This is a genomic window from Streptomyces sp. NPDC104226 (genome assembly GCF_055584085.1).
This window is the reverse complement of the sequence record NZ_JBVJMS010000010.1, coordinates 61,190-77,525: the sequence shown is the minus strand read 5'-3', so window position 1 is coordinate 77,525 and position 16,336 is coordinate 61,190. Positions and strand designations below refer to the sequence as shown.

The 16,336-nt window shown below is 72.1% G+C and carries 14 protein-coding genes; 2 read left to right on the top strand and 12 right to left on the bottom strand.

The annotated features are described in order from the left end of the window. Positions 1–30: 30 nt before the first annotated feature. From ACZ60J_RS28885 to ACZ60J_RS28840, 10 genes are all read right to left on the bottom strand, one after another. A complete protein-coding gene (locus ACZ60J_RS28885) occupies positions 31–1,131 on the bottom strand; it encodes a potassium channel family protein (RefSeq protein ID WP_469686308.1) in 1,101 nt (366 codons plus the stop codon). Continuing rightward, the gene (locus ACZ60J_RS28880; RefSeq protein WP_469686306.1) at positions 1,119–2,486 is read right to left on the bottom strand and encodes a molybdopterin molybdotransferase MoeA; all 1,368 of its coding nucleotides are present in this window, start codon (positions 2,484–2,486) and stop codon (positions 1,119–1,121) included. The genes ACZ60J_RS28885 and ACZ60J_RS28880 overlap by 13 nt, the downstream gene beginning before the upstream one ends. Continuing rightward, positions 2,483–3,388 carry an NTP transferase domain-containing protein gene (locus ACZ60J_RS28875; RefSeq protein WP_469686304.1) on the bottom strand — a complete coding sequence of 302 codons (906 nt, stop codon included), beginning with the start codon at positions 3,386–3,388 and terminating at the stop codon, positions 2,483–2,485. The genes ACZ60J_RS28880 and ACZ60J_RS28875 overlap by 4 nt, the downstream gene beginning before the upstream one ends. Before the next feature lie 396 nt (positions 3,389–3,784). Continuing rightward, a complete protein-coding gene (locus tag ACZ60J_RS28870; protein ID WP_112446705.1) occupies positions 3,785–4,324 on the bottom strand; it encodes a bacterial proteasome activator family protein in 540 nt (179 codons plus the stop codon). 95 nt (positions 4,325–4,419) lie between these two features. Next, positions 4,420–7,269, bottom strand: coding sequence for an FtsX-like permease family protein (locus tag ACZ60J_RS28865; RefSeq protein ID WP_469686302.1), 2,850 nt, complete (start codon positions 7,267–7,269; stop codon positions 4,420–4,422). After that, positions 7,266–7,997 carry an ABC transporter ATP-binding protein gene (locus tag ACZ60J_RS28860; RefSeq protein WP_469686300.1) on the bottom strand — a complete coding sequence of 244 codons (732 nt, stop codon included), beginning with the start codon at positions 7,995–7,997 and terminating at the stop codon, positions 7,266–7,268. The genes ACZ60J_RS28865 and ACZ60J_RS28860 overlap by 4 nt, the downstream gene beginning before the upstream one ends. Positions 7,998–8,030: 33 nt before the next feature. After that, complete coding sequence (locus tag ACZ60J_RS28855; RefSeq protein ID WP_469686299.1) at positions 8,031–8,735, bottom strand: PadR family transcriptional regulator; 705 nt, start codon at positions 8,733–8,735, stop codon at positions 8,031–8,033. Between the two features lie 85 nt (positions 8,736–8,820). After that, the gene (locus tag ACZ60J_RS28850) at positions 8,821–9,321 is read right to left on the bottom strand and encodes a hypothetical protein (protein ID WP_469686297.1); all 501 of its coding nucleotides are present in this window, start codon (positions 9,319–9,321) and stop codon (positions 8,821–8,823) included. A gap of 66 nt (positions 9,322–9,387) precedes the next feature. Beyond that, positions 9,388–9,822 carry a hypothetical protein gene (locus tag ACZ60J_RS28845; protein WP_469686295.1) on the bottom strand — a complete coding sequence of 145 codons (435 nt, stop codon included), beginning with the start codon at positions 9,820–9,822 and terminating at the stop codon, positions 9,388–9,390. 126 nt (positions 9,823–9,948) lie between these two features. Then, the gene (locus tag ACZ60J_RS28840; RefSeq protein WP_469686293.1) at positions 9,949–11,655 is read right to left on the bottom strand and encodes a protein kinase domain-containing protein; all 1,707 of its coding nucleotides are present in this window, start codon (positions 11,653–11,655) and stop codon (positions 9,949–9,951) included. Between the two features lie 249 nt (positions 11,656–11,904). Here ACZ60J_RS28840 and ACZ60J_RS28835 point away from each other — a divergent pair, with 249 nt between their 5' ends. Further along, positions 11,905–13,485, top strand: coding sequence for a protein kinase domain-containing protein (locus ACZ60J_RS28835; RefSeq protein ID WP_469686292.1), 1,581 nt, complete (start codon positions 11,905–11,907; stop codon positions 13,483–13,485). 92 nt (positions 13,486–13,577) lie between these two features. On the opposite strand, the gene ACZ60J_RS28830 is transcribed toward ACZ60J_RS28835, so the two are convergent. Together ACZ60J_RS28830 and ACZ60J_RS28825 are read right to left on the bottom strand one after the other, a co-directional pair. After that, a complete protein-coding gene (locus tag ACZ60J_RS28830; protein ID WP_469686290.1) occupies positions 13,578–14,003 on the bottom strand; it encodes a pyridoxamine 5'-phosphate oxidase family protein in 426 nt (141 codons plus the stop codon). Between the two features lie 135 nt (positions 14,004–14,138). After that, positions 14,139–14,801: a response regulator gene (locus ACZ60J_RS28825; protein ID WP_250738766.1), complete on the bottom strand. Its 663-nt coding sequence runs from the start codon at positions 14,799–14,801 to the stop codon at positions 14,139–14,141. Between the two features lie 325 nt (positions 14,802–15,126). Here ACZ60J_RS28825 and pdhA point away from each other — a divergent pair, with 325 nt between their 5' ends. After that, the gene (pdhA, locus tag ACZ60J_RS28820) at positions 15,127–16,332 is read left to right on the top strand and encodes a pyruvate dehydrogenase (acetyl-transferring) E1 component subunit alpha (protein WP_469686288.1); all 1,206 of its coding nucleotides are present in this window, start codon (positions 15,127–15,129) and stop codon (positions 16,330–16,332) included. The last annotated feature ends 4 nt before the right edge of the window (positions 16,333–16,336 follow it).

The window sequence follows — 16,336 nt, the reverse complement described above, 5'->3', positions numbered from 1 at the left end:
GCTCGGGGCGCGTTGAAGACCGGGGGCCTGCTAGTCCGGTGAGCCCAGGACCACCGGCGGTGTGGCCGGCGGGGCCGCGCGGACGATGGTGATGACACGGTCCGTCAGTTGCAGCGGGCTCGCGTGCGGGTCGTCGTACGGGAGGAGTCGGTGGCCGCGCAGGACGCTGACGACCAGGTCGTCCGTGTCCCGGACCGACTTGCCGACCTCCGCGCGGTTCACCGGACGCTCGATCAGGTCGAGTCCGCTGCCCTGCTGGATGAGGTCCTCCATCACCGTGCCCGCGCTCGGGCTGAGCACCGAGAGGCCGAGCAGCCGGCCCGCCGCGCTCGCGCTCGTGATGACGGCGTCGGCGCCCGACTGCTTCAGCAGCGGTGCGTTCTCCTCTTCCCGGACGGCCGTCACGATCTTCGCGCCGCGGTTGAGCTGGCGGGCCGTCAGGGTGACGAGGACCGCCGTGTCGTCGCGCTGGGTGGCGATGACGATCTGACGGGCCTTCTGGATCTCGGCGCGCAGCAGGACGTCGGAGCGCGTGGCATCGCCGACGACCCCCGTGAACCCCTCCGCGTTGGCGATGTCGATCACCTTGGCGCTGGGGTCGACGATGACCACCTGCTCCTTGCTGAGGCCGGTGGCCAGCAGGGTCTGCAGGGCGGAGCGGCCCTTCGTACCGAAGCCGACGACGACCGTGTGGTCACGCAAGTTCTTCCTCCAGCGGCTGAGCCGCCACTCTTCCCTGGTGCGTTCGGTGAGGACTTCCAGGGTGGTGCCGACCAGGATGATCAGGAACAGCACGCGCAGCGGGGTGATCAGCAGGACGTTGACCAGCCGCGCGCTGTCGCTGTACGGGACGATGTCGCCGTAGCCGGTGGTCGACAGGGTGACGGTCGCGTAGTAGACGCAGTCGAGGAAGTCGACCTTGTCGTTGGCGTTGTCGTGGTACCCCGCGCGGTCGATCCACACGATCAGGACCGTCAGGGCCATGACGAACAGGGCCATCAGCAGGCGGCGCGTGACCTGACGGAGCGGTTTTTCGACGACGCGCTTGGGCAGTTTGATGCGGCGCGAGACGAGCTTCTCGTCGGCGCCGCGTGCCATCGCGTCGGAGCCGTGAAGTTTCACGTGAAACATCCCCCCGAAGCCCACGGGAGATCGAGGATCTCCAACTCCTGTCCGGACCGAGCCCCGTTCGGCGGTACGACGGCCAGCGCGTCCGCGGCGGCCACCCCGCGCAGCATGGCCGGCCCGTTGTAGCGCAGCGGTACGGCGTGGTCCTCGGTCAGCAGGACCGGTACGAGCCGGGTGTCGTGCGGGTGACCCGGTACGTCGCCCTCCACGGGCACCACGTACCGGGGGCGCGGGCGGCGTCCGGCGAGGGCCCGCAGCAGCGGTTCGGCGAGGGTGAGCAGCCCGGAGACGGCGGCCAGCGGGTTGCCGGGCAGCCCCACCAGGTGGCGGACCGGGTCCCCTCCGGCAGCCCCGCCGCCGATGCGGGCCAGCAGCATCGGGTGCCCGGGGCGTACGGCCACCCCGTCGACGAGCAGTTCGGCGCCGGCCTTGGCCAGCACGGGGTGGACGTGGTCGACGGGGCCGGATGCGGTGCCGCCGGTGGTGATGACCACGTCGGCGGTGGAGCCGGTGACGGCCTCCAGCAGGGCTTCGGCGCCCGCCGGGTCGTCGCCGAGCCGCCGGACGGAGACGACCTCGGCGCCGAGCCGGGTCAGCCAGGGGCCCAGCATGGGGCTCAGGGCATCGCGGATGAGCCCGTCGTGCGGGGGGCCCTCGGTGAGCAGCTCGTCGCCGAGGACCAGGATCTCCACGCGCGGCCGGGGGCGGGTGGCGAGCTCGTCGTACCCGGCGGCCGCGGCCAGGCCGAGGACGGCGGGGGTCACCAGGGAGCCCGCGGGCAGCAGCAGATCACCGGAGCGGCACTCCTGGCCGCGCGGGCGGATGTCCTGGCCGGTGACGACGGGACGGTCGGCGTACAGCAGGGTGCCGGCCTCGCGGGAGTGCTCGCTGCGGATCACGGCGGTGGTGTCCGCGGGGATGCGGGCGCCGGTGGCGATCCGTACGGCCTCACCGTCCGCGAGGGGCGCCGGGCGCTCGCTCCCGGCCAGTGCGCTCTCGCCGGGGCGGACGGTCCAGGGGCCGGGCCCGGCGACGGCCCAGCCGTCCATCGCGGAGGTGTCGAAGGACGGCAGGTCGCCCAGGGCGTCGAGGGATGCCTCCAGCACCTCGCCGAGTGCGGCCGCCAGCGGGACCCGGTGCGTGCGGCCGCGGACGGCCGCACCGGCACGGGCGGAGGCCTCCCGGGCCCGGTGCCAGGGCGCGGCGCGGTGACCGCAGCCGGCGCCGCCGGTGCCGGTGCCGGGGCCGGCTGCGGTGTCCGCGGCGTCGGAACGGGGGGTGCGGCTGACCAGGGCGAGGGCCTGGTCGAGGGCGCGGTCGGCGTCGGCGTCGGCGTCGGTGCCGGGGTCGGCGGTCATCCGGTCGCTTCGGGGCCGGTGGCTCCCGGGGCTTCGGCGGCTTCCGCGGCCTCGCCTTCCGCGGCCCAGCGCAGGGCCAGCTCGGCGGCCTTGCGGGACGCCTCGGCCACGGCCTGCGCGGGGTCGGCCCCGGTGGCCTCGGCGTGGGCCGCCGCGTAGCCGACGAGGAAGGTCGTCAGCGGGGCGGCGGGCCGGGCGACGCCGTGCGCGGCGTCACGGGCGAGGTCGAGCAGGGTCTTGGTGTCGACGGCGACGTCGATGCCCAGCTCGTTCTTGACGGCGGTGATCCATTGCTCCAGCACGGTTCCATGCTCTCTGATTCGGGCGCGGGCAGCGGCGAGATCGTCCCAGGTGTCGCAGTCGAAGGAGGCGAGTGGCGCAGCCGCGGTGACCGGGGTGAGGTCGAGTTCGGTGGTGAGGGCGCGCAGGGGGAGGCCGTTCACCGAGCCGTGTTCGGTGGCCAGCAGGGCGATTTCCCTGCGCAGGGGCTCGGCGCGGTAGGCGGCGACCAGGGGCTGGTCGCGGCCGTCCGGGTCCCGGAGCAGGGCTCCGTCCCGGGCGTGGTGCTCGGGCGCGTCGAGGGTTCGGAGCAGGGCCGCGACGGTGTCCCCGTCCAGGAACGGCAGATCTGCGGAGAGTACGAGGACCAGCGGGGCGGTGGTGTGCCGCAGGCCGGCGTCCAGCGCGGCGAGGGGGCCGCCGCCCGGGGGGTCCTCGCGGGCCCATTGCACGGGCCGGGCGGTGGGCCTGCGGCCGGCCACGACGATGGTGGTGCGGGCGTCTGCGCAGGCGTCCAGGACGCGGTCCAGGAGGGGGCGGCCGCCTACGCGGAGGCCGGGTTTGTCGGCTCCGCCGAGTCGTCTTGCGGCGCCGCCTGCCAGGACGATGGCGTCGTAGGTCATTCCCCGAGTATGCGGGGGGTTGGGGCCGGATGGGTTGTGGCGTTTACCGGGGTCTTACCCGGTGGCCCGTCGGGGTGGCTGCGGGTGTGCCGCTGCGCGGTGCGGAGTCCCCTACCCGCCCTTCCACCGTTCCCCGGGCGCTGCCCGGACCCCGGTCCTCAAACGCCGGACGGGCTGAAGGGGGTACCGGGCTCCGCCCGGACCCCCTGGGGCTCCGCCCCAGACCCCGCGCCTCGAACGCCGGCGAGGCCGGAATGGCTGCGCCCGGACCCCCTGGGGCTCCGCCCCGGACCTCGGTCCTCAAGCGCCGGAACGCCACAAAGGCTCCGCGGGCGTCGGGCCGGGCATGGCTCCGGGGCCGCTGGGTGGCGGCCCCGGAGGGGTGGGTGGGGTGGGTTAGAGGTACGGGCCCGAGCGGACGGCGCCGTGGGGGCCGTCCTCGTCGTCCTCGTGGGAGGAGCCGGGCGGGAGGGCGCGGCGCATCTGCTCCAGCTGGGCCCGCGCCGCCATCTGCTGCGCGAACAGGGCCGTCTGGATGCCGTGGAACAGGCCTTCCAGCCAGCCCACCAACTGCGCCTGGGCGATCCGCAGTTCCGCCTCGGACGGAATCGCCTCCTCGGTGAAGGGGAGGGAGAGCCGCTCCAGTTCCTCCACCAGCTCGGGAGCCAGGCCGTCTTCCAGCTCCTTCACCGACGCCGCGTGAATGTCCTTCAGACGGACCCGGCTGGCCTCGTCCAGAGGTGCGGCGCGTACCTCTTCCAGGAGTTGCTTGATCATGCTGCCGATCCGCATGACCTTGGCGGGCTGTTCGACCATCTCCGTCACCGGGACCTCGCGCGACTCGTCATCGGCGCCGCCGACCGGCATCCCGTCCTGCCCCACGATCAGGCCGTGCGGGGGGCTGTCCTGCGACCGTTCACTCCTCGGCATCTCCATGCCGTCATTCTCTCGCACACCTTCGTATTCACTCGGTGTGCCCCCGCACGGGCGTGATCCACCCTGTGCGGGGGCACCAACCGGCACCGAAATCGTCAGGCCTCGCGGCGGGCCAGCGCTCCGCTCGAACGGGTGACCAGGGCCGCCAGCAGGGCGGCGCCCAGCGGGACGACGATCAGCAGGCCGCCCAGCGTGGTCCACGGCACGGAGATCGGGATGTACGGAACGGCCTCGGAGGCGGCCGAGTAGCCGTTCTCGATGCCGTTGCGGACCAGGTCGGCCGCGGCCCGCCGTTCGGTGAGCCGGAGCCCGACCGCGGGCAGGATCCCGGCCGCAGAGCCGAGCAGTACGCCCATCAGGGCGACCACTCCGCACTGGAAGCCGCTGAGCGTGCGCCGCACCCGCGGCGGTGCACCGACGGCGGCCAGGGTCTTCAGGTCGCCCTCTGCGTCCGCCTGGGCCAGGCCCGTGGCGATGCCGGCCGCGCCGATGGTGACCAGGCCCGCGAAGACGGTCAGGACGAGCATGACGAGGCTGTCGTTGCCCTCGTAGCCCTTCTCGATCCGCACGGAGGTGTCCATGCCCAGCTTGTCGAGGGCCCCTTCGAGCCGCTGGCGCTGCTCGGAGCTCGCGTTCCCGTCGAGGGTGAAGTACGAGCCGAAGGGGACGGAGGCGATCCCGGCGCTCTTCGCGGCGGAGGGCGGCAGCACCAGCGCGATGCCGTAGCCCTTCACCGACTCCGGTACCTGGTACGCGGCGAAGACCTTGTCCTGGCCCGGCGGCGGCTCGTCGGGGGCGGACCCGGGGGCGGGCTCGGCCCGGCCCGTGATCAGCCGGACGGTGACCTGGTCCGCGAGCACGTTCTGCTTCTTGAAGGAGACGGCCTTGCCCGCCTTCAGCGCGGCCACCGCGCCCGGGTCGTCGACGGCGAGGACGGACAGCAGCTTCTCGTCGGCGACGACCAGGGAGTGCTGGATCCCGAAGCGGTCGTACTGGCACCGCCAGTCGTTGCGCAGCTCCTTCTGCTGGGCCAGCGTGAAGGAACTCGGGCCGTTCGGGGCGCCGTAGAGCGGGCAGCGCTGCGCCTTCGGGATGATGATCTCGGCCTGCCCGCAGTCCGGGCTGTCGCCGTACGGGGAGCAGCCCGGCTTGCCGACGACGGGGCGCTCCACGTCGGCCCGTACGGCCACCGGGAGTTCCTTCGACAGGGTCTCGCGCATCACGGGGACGTCCCGGTACGCCGTGAACTCGTTGGTCTCGATCAGCCCGGCGCCGAAGGGCAGGCTGGCGACGTACTCGTGCCGCGCCTGGATCTCCTTGCTGTGCTGGTACGTGGCCACGGCGACGGTGCCGGCGACGGCGGCCAGCACGGCGGCCACGGCCGGTGCCGTACGTCCCCGGTTGCGGACGGCGTCGCGCAGCGCGAGGCGGGGCGACAGCGGCAGCCACCGGCCGGCCCGGCCGAACAGGCCGACCAGGGTGGGGGTGAGGGCGACGACGCCGAGCTCGGCGATGGCGCTGCCGCCGGCGACGACGGTGGCGCCCATCTTGGAGACGGAGCCGAACAGGGCGATGGCGGCCCCGCCCGCGATGGCGATCAGGCCGAGGACGGGCAGCACCCGGTTGGCCCGGCGCACACCGCGGCGGCCGGTGAGGGAGGCCAGGACGGTCTGCCGGGAGGCGTTGACGGCCGGGACGATCGCGGCCAGCAGCCCGGTCAGGACGGCGAGCGCTCCGATGGCGAGGAGCTCCAGCGGGCGGACGTCGAAGCTGCCGAAGCGCTGGCCCATCGTGTCCTCCAGCACCGGGCGGAGCCCGACGGTGAGGGCGATGCCGAGGGCGGTGCCGCTGACGGCCGCCGCGGCGCCGATGACGAGGCCGCCGGAGAGCACGATGGCCCGGATGTGCCGGCGGTCACCGCCGTTGGCGCCGACCAGGCCGAGCTGGCGGCGCGAGCGCCGGGCGCCGACCGCGAAGGCGGGTCCGGCCAGCAGGCAGATCTCCAGCATGGCGAGGCCGACGACGGTGGAGACGATCGCGATCTCGGTGGTCCCGATCATGGAGCCGGGCCGCCAGACGTCCCGGGGCTGCTCCGTGTAGAGCGGCACCTCGGAGTCGGCCGGCGGGTTCAGCAGCACGGCACGGGATTCGACGATGAGGTGCTGCTTGGCGTTGGTCTCCTTGACCATGTTCCACGTGAAACCTTCGCCGCCGACCTTCACCAGGTACTCGTCCTGGGGGCGCATCCCCGTGCCGCCGACGGCCTTCAGGTCCCGGTCGAGCGGGGCCAGCAGGGTGCCGGGCAGGGCGAGGAGCTGCGCCGACTTCAGCGCGTTGGGCAGCTCGTAGACACCGACGATCTTGTACGAGGTCTTCGACTCGCGCGGGGTCACGCTGGAGCCGAGGAAGTACCCGGACTCCTCCAGGAAGGCTCCGGTGGCGAGGACCTCGCCCGCGGCCTGCGGCAGCCGGCCGCGCTCCAGCGTCCACAGGCCCTTGACCAGCGGGCTCGCCGGGTCCACCTCGCGCAGTTCGGTGTCCATGATCCCGTAACGGGTGCGGACCTTGCCGTAGGAGATGCTGTCCTTGACGGACTGGGATCCGGCCGGGAGCTGCGGTGCGGCGGTGGGCTGGTCCGGGTTGCCGGAGCTCGGCTGGTAGTTGTCGTATCCGCCGACGGGGGCGTAGCTCTGCGCGTCGGGGGACTGGTAGAGGGGCGTGCCCATGTGGGGGTCGTGCACCTTGGCGTCGGCGGCGCCGAGCACGCGTACGGCGCGCTGCTCGGGGGAGAGCTCCGAGCTGCGGATGGTGAGGTCGACGGCGCTCACGCCGACGATCGGCAGGGCGATCATGGCCAGGACGAGGGCGCTGCGGCCCTTGGAGCGCCAGGCGTCGCGGCGGGCTATTCGGATCGCCGCGATCCAGGAGTGGTACGCGGAGATCACTGAGCGGCCGCCTGCCCGGAGAGCAGGGAGTCTGCGTGGCTGCGCAGGGTCTCGTCGACGACGCTGCCGTCGCGCAGGAAGACCACGCGGTCGGCCCATGCGGCGAACCGCGGCTCGTGGGTGACCAGGATGCCGGCCGCTCCGGCGTCGCAGCGCGAGCGCAGCAGGGCGAGTACGGACTCCCCGGTCTCGGAGTCCAGGGCGCCGGTCGGCTCGTCGGCGAGGACCAGGCGGCGGTCGCCGACCAGGGCGCGGGCGATGGCCACGCGCTGCTGCTGGCCGCCGGACATCTCGTCCGGGAAGCGGTCGGCGAGCTGCGGGAGGTTCATCTCCTCCAGGGCCGCGAGCGCGGAGACCCGGGCCTTGCGGGCGGAGACGCCGTCGAGTTCGAGCGGCAGGGAGACGTTCTCGGCGGCGGTGAGCGCCGGGATCAGGTTGTAGTCCTGGAAGACGTACCCGATGCTGCGGCGGCGCAGGGCGGCCAGCTGCTTGCGGCTCGCGGTGGTGATGTCGGTGCCCTCGACGATCACCTTGCCGCTGCTCGGGGTGTCGAGTCCGCCGGCGAGGGTCAGCAGCGTGGACTTGCCGGACCCGGAGGGGCCCATGACGGCGACGAGCTCGCCGGGGTACACGGAGAGGTTGATCCCGCGCAGGGCGTGCACCTCGGTGGCGCCGCTGCCGTGGGTGCGGACGAGCTGGTCCAGTTGCAATACGGGCTGGTCGGGCATGAAGGGTTCCCCCCTGAGACGTGGAGCGGTGGTTCAGACCCGCCGCGAGCGGGCGGTACGGGAAAGAGACCGGTCGGTGGTCGTGGGCGTGGTCGGGACGGTGGGGGCCTGGGCGGCCCCGGAGGGTCCGGCGGGGTGGTGGCCCGCGCCGTGTCCCTCGGGCGGTTCGGCCTCGGCCGGTGCGCGCTCCCCGCGCGCGGACAGCCGTACGAGCCGGGACTCGCAGTGGTCGAGCCAGCGGGCCTCGGCCTCGGTCTGGAAGATCAGCTGTTCCAGGACCAGCAGCCAGGCGATGTCGTCGCGCTCGCCGGAGCGCCCGCTCTCGATGGCGGTGAGCGCCTGGGCCTTGAGCCGGGTGTAGTCCTGCATGGCCTGGACGGTGGCGTGCCGCTGGGCCTGGATGACCGCGCGGACGTCCACGCCGGGTGCGCCGACGGCCATGGCGAGCTTGATGGCGAGCTCGTCCCGGGGCGGGTTGGCCCGGTCGACGGGACGCTCGTACCAGGCGTGCAGTTCGTGGCGGCCGGTCTCGGTGATGGCGTACAGGGTGTGCCCGGCGGTGTCCGCGCCGCCGGGTGCGACGAGGCCGTCGCGCTCCAGACGGGCGAGCGTGGTGTACACCTGCCCGACGTTGAGCGGCCAGGTGGAACCGGTGCGGGACTCGAATTCGGTGCGGAGCTGAGAGCCGTACCTGGGGCCCCGTTCCAGCAGGGCGAGAAGGCCGTGGCGGATCGACATACTCAGTATGTATACCGAGTATGTACCTCGCCGCAACCGTCCTCGGGACTACGTCCCAAGGGGGACCCGGGGGTCGGGGCGGGGGCTACGCGCCCCGGCGCAGCCGCATTCCCATGAACCCGAGACCCAGTCCCATCAGGGCGAATCCCGTTCCGAGCGGCAGTATGTGCGCGGCCAGATCGGCGGCCCGGTCGTTCGGCTCGGTGCCGAGCGCGCCGACCACCGGGTGCGTCGGAGAGGCGGAGGGGATCGCGGGAGCCGGCAGGACCGGCTCGGTGCGCGGGTGTGCGGGGACGGGGCGCGCGGCGAGCACGGTCTCGGGATTGGCGGGCTCGCCCACCGGCCGCCCGGGCCGCTCCCGCCCGGCTCCGGCGGAGCTGCCGGCGAGGTCCTCGAAGGCCCGGTCCGCCGCGTCGGCCACGGGCGCGGGGTCGTCGGGCGACGCGTCGGCGGGGGCGGTGGCGGGGGTGAACGCGGAAGCCGCGACGGGGATGGCGGCGGCGGCCTGTGCAGGCGCCGTGACCAGCAGCGCGGCGGTTGCCATCGCTGCCCCGGCGGTCCAGCGCAGCGCGCGGGCGTAGGTCACGGACTCAGATTTACACGACCGGACAAAACCGGCATCCCGGACAGGCTGTTCGGGATGCCGGTGCGTCTAGAAGGTCGGGTTCTTCACCGAAGCGGAACCGCACAGGCTCCGGTAGCCGGCGTCGTTGAACGCCGCGACCTCCACGCCGACCCGGTCGATCCCGCGCTTGTCCTGGAGGGAGGTCTCCCAGGTCTGGCTCTTGCCGGCCCCGCGCTTGTTGAAGCGCCAGGGCCAGTCGTGCGAGTGGCCGCTGTGATCCAGCGTGTAGAGCCGGATCCCCGCGACGCGGGCGTCGTCCGAGGTGTCCACGGACGTCAGCTTGACGTCGAGCAGGGTGGAGCCGTTCAGCCACGTCCAGTCGGCGCTGCCGTAGGCGCCGGCGGTCTCGCAGCTGGAGGAGGGCCCGGCCGCCGACGCCGGCGAGACGGCGAGCGAGCCGGCCGCCAGGGCCGCGGCGGCGCCGGTGAGGAGACGGACGAGGGCGCGTGCATGACGGTGCAACAGGACTCCCGAGGTGCGGAGGGTGTGACCTGCGCGTATGTACCAGAACCGGCCCCCGGCGGGCGAACTGCCGTCACCCTTCCGAGGGGCACTCCTCCTCAGGCCCTTCCTCGGGCTTACTCAGACCTACTCCGGGTCGCCGGTCGAGATCCACAGGGTGAAGGTGGTGTTCTTCGGGTCGATCTCGTCGCCGCCCGCGGGCTGCTGTTCCACGACGGTCCCCTCGCCGTAGACCGCCTCGTCCTTCGGCTTCGGGGTGTACTTCCATCCGGCGGCCCGGATGCAGGCCTTCACCGAGACCTCGTTCATGTACCGGAAGTCCGGTGCCACCACCTTGGCGGCGTCGGTGCCCTTGCGGGGCTCCTTGCACTTGGACTCCTCGATGGTCCGCGTGAGGTCCGGCCCCTTGTGCCCGGTCTTCGCCGGGGCGGACGCCGAAGTGGAGGAGCCCGGCGTGGACGGCCCGGCCTTGTCCTTGTCGTCACCGTCCATGTTCAGTACGGCGATCAGCCCGCCGATGGCGACCAGCGCCACCACGATGGCTCCGATCACGACCGGGTTCTTCTTCTTGCCGGACCCGCCCGCGGCCGGACCGTGACCGCTCTGCCCGCCCTGCGGCGAGATCGTGTACGGCGGCGGGGTCGGGGCCGAGTACGGCGCAGGGGTCGAGGCCGAGTACGGCGCCGGGGTCGGGGCCTGCTGGTGCTGCTGCTGGTGCTGCGGGTACCCGTACGCCCCGGACTGCGGTGCGGGCGGCGGCGTCGGCGCGTACGCGGACGGCACCGGGGTGTGCGGCGCCTGGTACGGCTGCTGCACCGAGTGCGGCGGCGCCTGCAGGGCGGAGTCCACCGGAGGGAACACGGCCGAGCCGAGGCCCGCACCGCTGTTCGTCGGGTGCGCGCCCGGGACGATGACCGGGGCTCCGGTGTGCCCGGCGCCCGCCACCCGCGCGACCTCGTCGAGCATGGCGGCGGCCGTGGGGAAACGCTCGTTCGGGTTCTTCTTCAGGGCCCGCGCGACCAGCGCGTCCATCGCGGGGGTGACCGAGCGGTTGATGGAGGAGGGCGCGACCGGCTCCTCCTGCACGTGCGCGTACGCCATGCCCAGGGCCGAGTCGGCGACGAAGGGGACGCGCCCGGTCAGCAGCTCGAAGAGCATGATGCCGACCGAGTACAGGTCGGAGCGGGCGTCCACGGCCCGCCCGAGCGCCTGCTCGGGGGAGAGGTACTGCGGGGTGCCGACGACCATGCCGGTCTGCGTCATCGAGGTGACCCCCGACTGCATGGCGCGCGCGATGCCGAAGTCCATGACCTTGACCACTCCGCGCCGCGTCATCATGACGTTGCCCGGCTTGATGTCGCGGTGGACCAGCCCCATTTCGTGGCTGCTCTCCAGAGCCGCCAGCACGTCGGCCGTCACCTTCAGCGCCTTGTCGGCCGGCATGGCCCCGTACTGCCTGATGTCGCCGTCCAGGACGGAGCCGAGCGGCTGCCCCTCGACGTACTCCATGACGATGTACGGCATGACGGCGCCGTCGGCGGCCGACGGGTCCGCGAAGGAGACGACGCCCTCGCCGGTGTCGAAGACCGAGACGATGTTGGTGTGCGACAGTTTCGCTACAGCCTGGGCCTCGCGGCGGAAGCGTTCGCGGAACGACTGCTCGCGTCCGAGCTCGCTGTGCAGGGTCTTGATGGCGACCTGGCGGTCGAGCGCGGAGTCGTAGGCGAGGTAGACGGAAGCCATGCCTCCTTCGCCGAGCAAGTCCCTCAGCTGGTAACGGCCACCGGCCAAAGAGCCGCCCGCGTACTGGCCCTGAGTGCCGTCCTGGCTCATGACTGTCGCTTCCCCTCGGGATCTCCGTGCGCCTCTGGCTGAGCGCACGTCGGCCTCAGTCTGCCGGAGGGCAAGCACACGTCAAGCCAGGTTCCCGTTCCGTGACCACAAGGCCACAGGGGGTCCACAGGCGGCGCACGCGGGGTCCTTGTCCGAACGGTGACCGGTTCCGAGGCTGTAGCGTTCGTCGGAGCACACGACGAGGACCTACCGCTGAGCGGCGGCCGAGACAGACGACGGTGAGGACTGATGGCACCCGAACCCGAGGGAAGCGGCGCCGGGATGGCAGAGGGTCCTGAGCACTGGGGCGCGGGCGGCCTGGTGGGTGACGGCCGTTACCGGCTGACCCACCGTCTGGGCCGGGGCGGCATGGCCGAGGTCTTCGCCGCCGAGGACGTCCGGCTGGGCCGGACCGTCGCCGTCAAGCTGCTCCGCCCCGACCTGGCCGAGGACCCGGTGTCCAAGGCCCGGTTCACGCGCGAGGCGCAGTCGGTCGCCGGTCTCAACCACCATGCCGTGGTCGCCGTGTACGACTCGGGCGAGGACCGGGTCGGCCCGAACGTCGTCCCCTACATCGTCATGGAACTGGTTGAAGGCCGCACCATCCGCGACCTGCTGATCAGCGCCGAGGCCCCGGGCCCCGACCAGGCGCTGATCATCACCTCCGGCGTGCTCGAAGCGCTCGCCTACTCGCACCAGCACGGCATCGTGCACCGTGACATCAAGCCCGCCAACGTGATCATCACGGACACGGGCGCGGTCAAGGTGATGGACTTCGGCATCGCGCGCGCCCTGCACGGCGCGCAGTCGACGATGACCCAGACCGGCATGGTCATGGGCACGCCGCAGTACCTCTCGCCCGAACAGGCCCTCGGCAAGGCCGTGGACCACCGCTCCGACCTGTACGCGACGGGCTGCCTGCTCTACGAACTCCTCTCGCTGCGTCCCCCGTTCACCGGGGAGACCCCGCTGTCGGTGGTCTACCAGCACGTGCAGGACGCGCCGATCCCGCCCTCGCAGCTGCCTGAGGGCGGCCAGATCCCGCAGGAGCTCGACGGGCTCGTCATGCGCTCCCTCGCGAAGGACCCGGACGACCGGTTCCAGAGCGCCGAGGAGATGCGCGGGCTGGTCCAGTACGCCCTGCAGATGCTGCACGACCAGGGGGCCAACACCGGCACCTGGAACACCGGCCCGGTCACCATGGCGCTGCCACACGGGCGCGGCCCGGCGCAGACCACCGCGATGGCGACGCCCGGCCAGGGGCAGCCGCAGTACGGCGCGCACTCCAACACCTCGCAGTTCCAGCAGCCGATGGTGCCGCCGCTGAACCCGGACGACGGCTCCGCCTACCCCGGCGGGGGCGGCAACGGCCACGGCCAGGGCGGGAACGGCGGCTACGACGGCTACGACGACCGCTCCGGCGGCGGCAAGTGGAAGCTCTGGCTGTTCGCGATCCTCGCCGTCCTGGCGGTCGCGGGCGGCGTGGCGTACGCGGTCGACAACTTCGGCGGCAAGAAGGACCCCGGCACGGGCGTGACCCCGCCGGCGAGTTCCGCGTCCTCCTCGCCCGGTGCGTCGCCGGAGAGCCCGTCGCCGGAGACCTCGGAGTCCAAGTCGGCGCCGGAGAGCTCGTACTCCTACTCGGCGCCGCCGACCCGCAGCAAGTCGCCGTCGCCGAGCTACTCGTACTCGCCGTCGTACAGCCCGTCGCCGACGCCCACGCCGACGCCCACGCCGACCCCGACGCCCACGCCGAGCCCGTCGAAGTCGACGTCGCCGAGCCCGACGAAGACGCCCGAGGGCAACGGCGTCGGGGACGACGGAGCGTAGTCCCGCACCCTGCAGAACGGCCCGGCGGCCCGTCTCGATGAGACGGGCCGCCGGGCCGTTCCGTACGGGACCAAAGTCCCGGAGCGCCGGGGTCAGAGCGCGTGCTGGTACTCCCGGTCGACGGCGTCCAGGTTGCCCGCGAGGGTGTGGACGGTGACGAGGTGCGGCTCGATCCGCATGTAGACGGGGTCGAAGACCGCGCCGTCCACGAAGTGCGGACCGGGTCCGAACAGTTCCAGTTCGGCGGTGGTCGGTTCGACGAGGTTCGCGGTGCCGGTGAACTGCACCGACCACAGGTGCGCCTCACCGGAATTGAAGTTGTCGGCTCCGTAGGCGACCACACTGCCGTTGCAGGCCTGGTGGTAGCCGAAACCGGAATGCATTCTCAGGACGACCTTGCCGTTCACCACGATGTGGCGCGCGACGGCGAGGAAGGGCAGCGCGCGCATGCTGGTGGCGGCTCGGCCGTACGGCACGCGGCGCAGCAGTTCGATGGCGTGGAGTTCCTCTGGGGACATGTCATCCACTGTCGGGTACCGACACCGTGTGGGAAAAGAGGAGCCCGCCCCGCACATGAAGGACGTTGGTCCCGAATTAAACAGTGCGCCCCGTGGAATCGTGCGACCACGGGGCGTGACACTGAGTGACGGAAATCAGTTCCGCTTCTCGGCCTGCAGGCGGGCCACGTACGCGGCGGCCTGGGACCGGCGCTCCATGCCGAGCTTCGACAGCAGGCTGGAGACGTAGTTCTTGATGGTCTTCTCGGCCAGGTGCAGCCGCTCGCCGATCACGCGGTTCGTCAGGCCCTCGCCGATCAGGTCGAGGATCTTGCGCTCCTGCTCGGTGAGGTTCGAGAGCCGGTCGTCGCCCTTGCCGTTCTTGCCGTCGCGCAGCCGCTCCAGCACCCGGGCCGTGGCGACGGGGTCCAGCAGGGACTTGCCGGCCGCCACGTCACGCACCGCGTTGAGCAGCTCGTTTCCGCGGATCGCCTTGAGCACGTAGCCCGAGGCGCCGGCCATGATCGCGTCGAACAGCGCCTCGTCGTCGGCGAACGAGGTGAGCATCAGGCACTTGATGTCCTCGTTCTGGGAGCGCACCTCGCGGCACACCTCCACCCCGCTGCCGTCCGGGAGGCGGACGTCGAGAACGGCCACGTCGGGGCGGGTGGCGGGGATCCGGACCAGTGCGTCGGCGGCCGTGCCGGCCTCACCCACGACCTCGATGTCCGATTCCATCGACAGCAGCTCGTGAACACCCCGGCGTACCACTTCGTGGTCGTCCAGGAGGAATACCTTGATTTTTCCGTTTTCGCGCACGAACTCAGTTTCACACACTCACCCCTTCCCTGCCGGTGGCGAGCGGGATAACGTGCCGTTGTTCCGGCCCCCTGCAAGGCTGTGACCAGTGGTTGTTCCCGGTTCCGCGGATTTACTTGGAAATCCAAGCAAAATCGCAGGTCAAACGGGGTTTCGCAGTTATGCGACGCACTGGGTAACGTGCATTGCGCAGGGCACTCGCCGGGGCACCTGTCACGCCTGAATCCCAGACCCGAAGCGCACCCACCCCGTGCGCGGGCAGAGATACAGGTGAGCCGCACTGGACCCCGGAGAACCCGGGTGCCGGACCGACGGAGGAGCAATCGTGACCGTGGAGAGCACTGCCGCGCGCAAGCCGCGCCGCAGCGGCACCAAGCGGCCGGCCGGCGCGGCAAACGCCGCCAAGCCCGCCGCTGCCACCGCGAAGACGCATGACGCTGAGCCTCAGCTCGTACAGCTGCTGACGCCCGAGGGGGTGCGCGTCGACGTCGCGGAGAATCCCGACGTCGCGGAATTCGCGCCCTTCGTCGCCGACATCACCACCGATGACCTGCGCGGTTTCTACCGCGACATGGTCATGACCCGCCGCTTCGACGGCGAGGCGACCGCCCTCCAGCGCCAGGGCGAGCTGGGCCTGTGGGCCTCGCTCCTCGGCCAGGAGGCCGCCCAGATCGGCTCGGGCCGGGCCCTGCGCGACGACGACTACGTCTTCCCGACGTACCGCGAGCACGGCGTGGCCTGGTGCCGCGGGGTCGACCCGACCAACCTGCTCGGCATGTTCCGCGGTGTGAACCACGGTGGCTGGGACCCGACCACCAACAACTTCCACCTGTACACGATCGTCATCGGCTCCCAGACGCTGCACGCGACCGGGTACGCGATGGGCGTGGCCAAGGACGGGGCCGACTCGGCCGTCATCGCCTACTTCGGCGACGGCGCGTCCAGCCAGGGCGACGTCATGGAGTCCTTCAACTTCTCCGCCGTCTACAACTCGCCCGTGGTGTTCTTCTGCCAGAACAACCAGTGGGCGATCTCCGAGCCCACCGAGCGCCAGATGCGCGTCCCGCTCTACCAGCGCGCGCAGGGCTTCGGCTTCCCGGGCGTCCGGGTGGACGGCAACGACGTACTGGCCTGCCTCGCGGTGACCCGCTGGGCACTGGAGCGGGCCCGCCGGGGAGAGGGGCCCACCCTGGTGGAGGCCTTCACGTACCGGATGGGTGCACACACCACCTCCGACGACCCGACGAAGTACCGGCGCGACGAGGAGACGCGGGCCTGGGAGGCCAAGGACCCGATCCTGCGCCTGAAGGCCCACCTGCTGGCCACCGGAGGCGCCGACGAGGCGTTCTTCGAGGCGCTGGAGGCCGAGAGCGAGGCGCTCGGCAAGCGGGTGCGCGAGGTCGTGCGCACGATGCCGGACCCCGACACGATGGCGATCTTCGAGAACGTCTACGCGGACGGGCACGCGCTCGTCGACGAGGAGCGCGCACAGTTCGCCGCCTACCTCGCGTCCTTCGAAGGCGGGGAGTGACCCT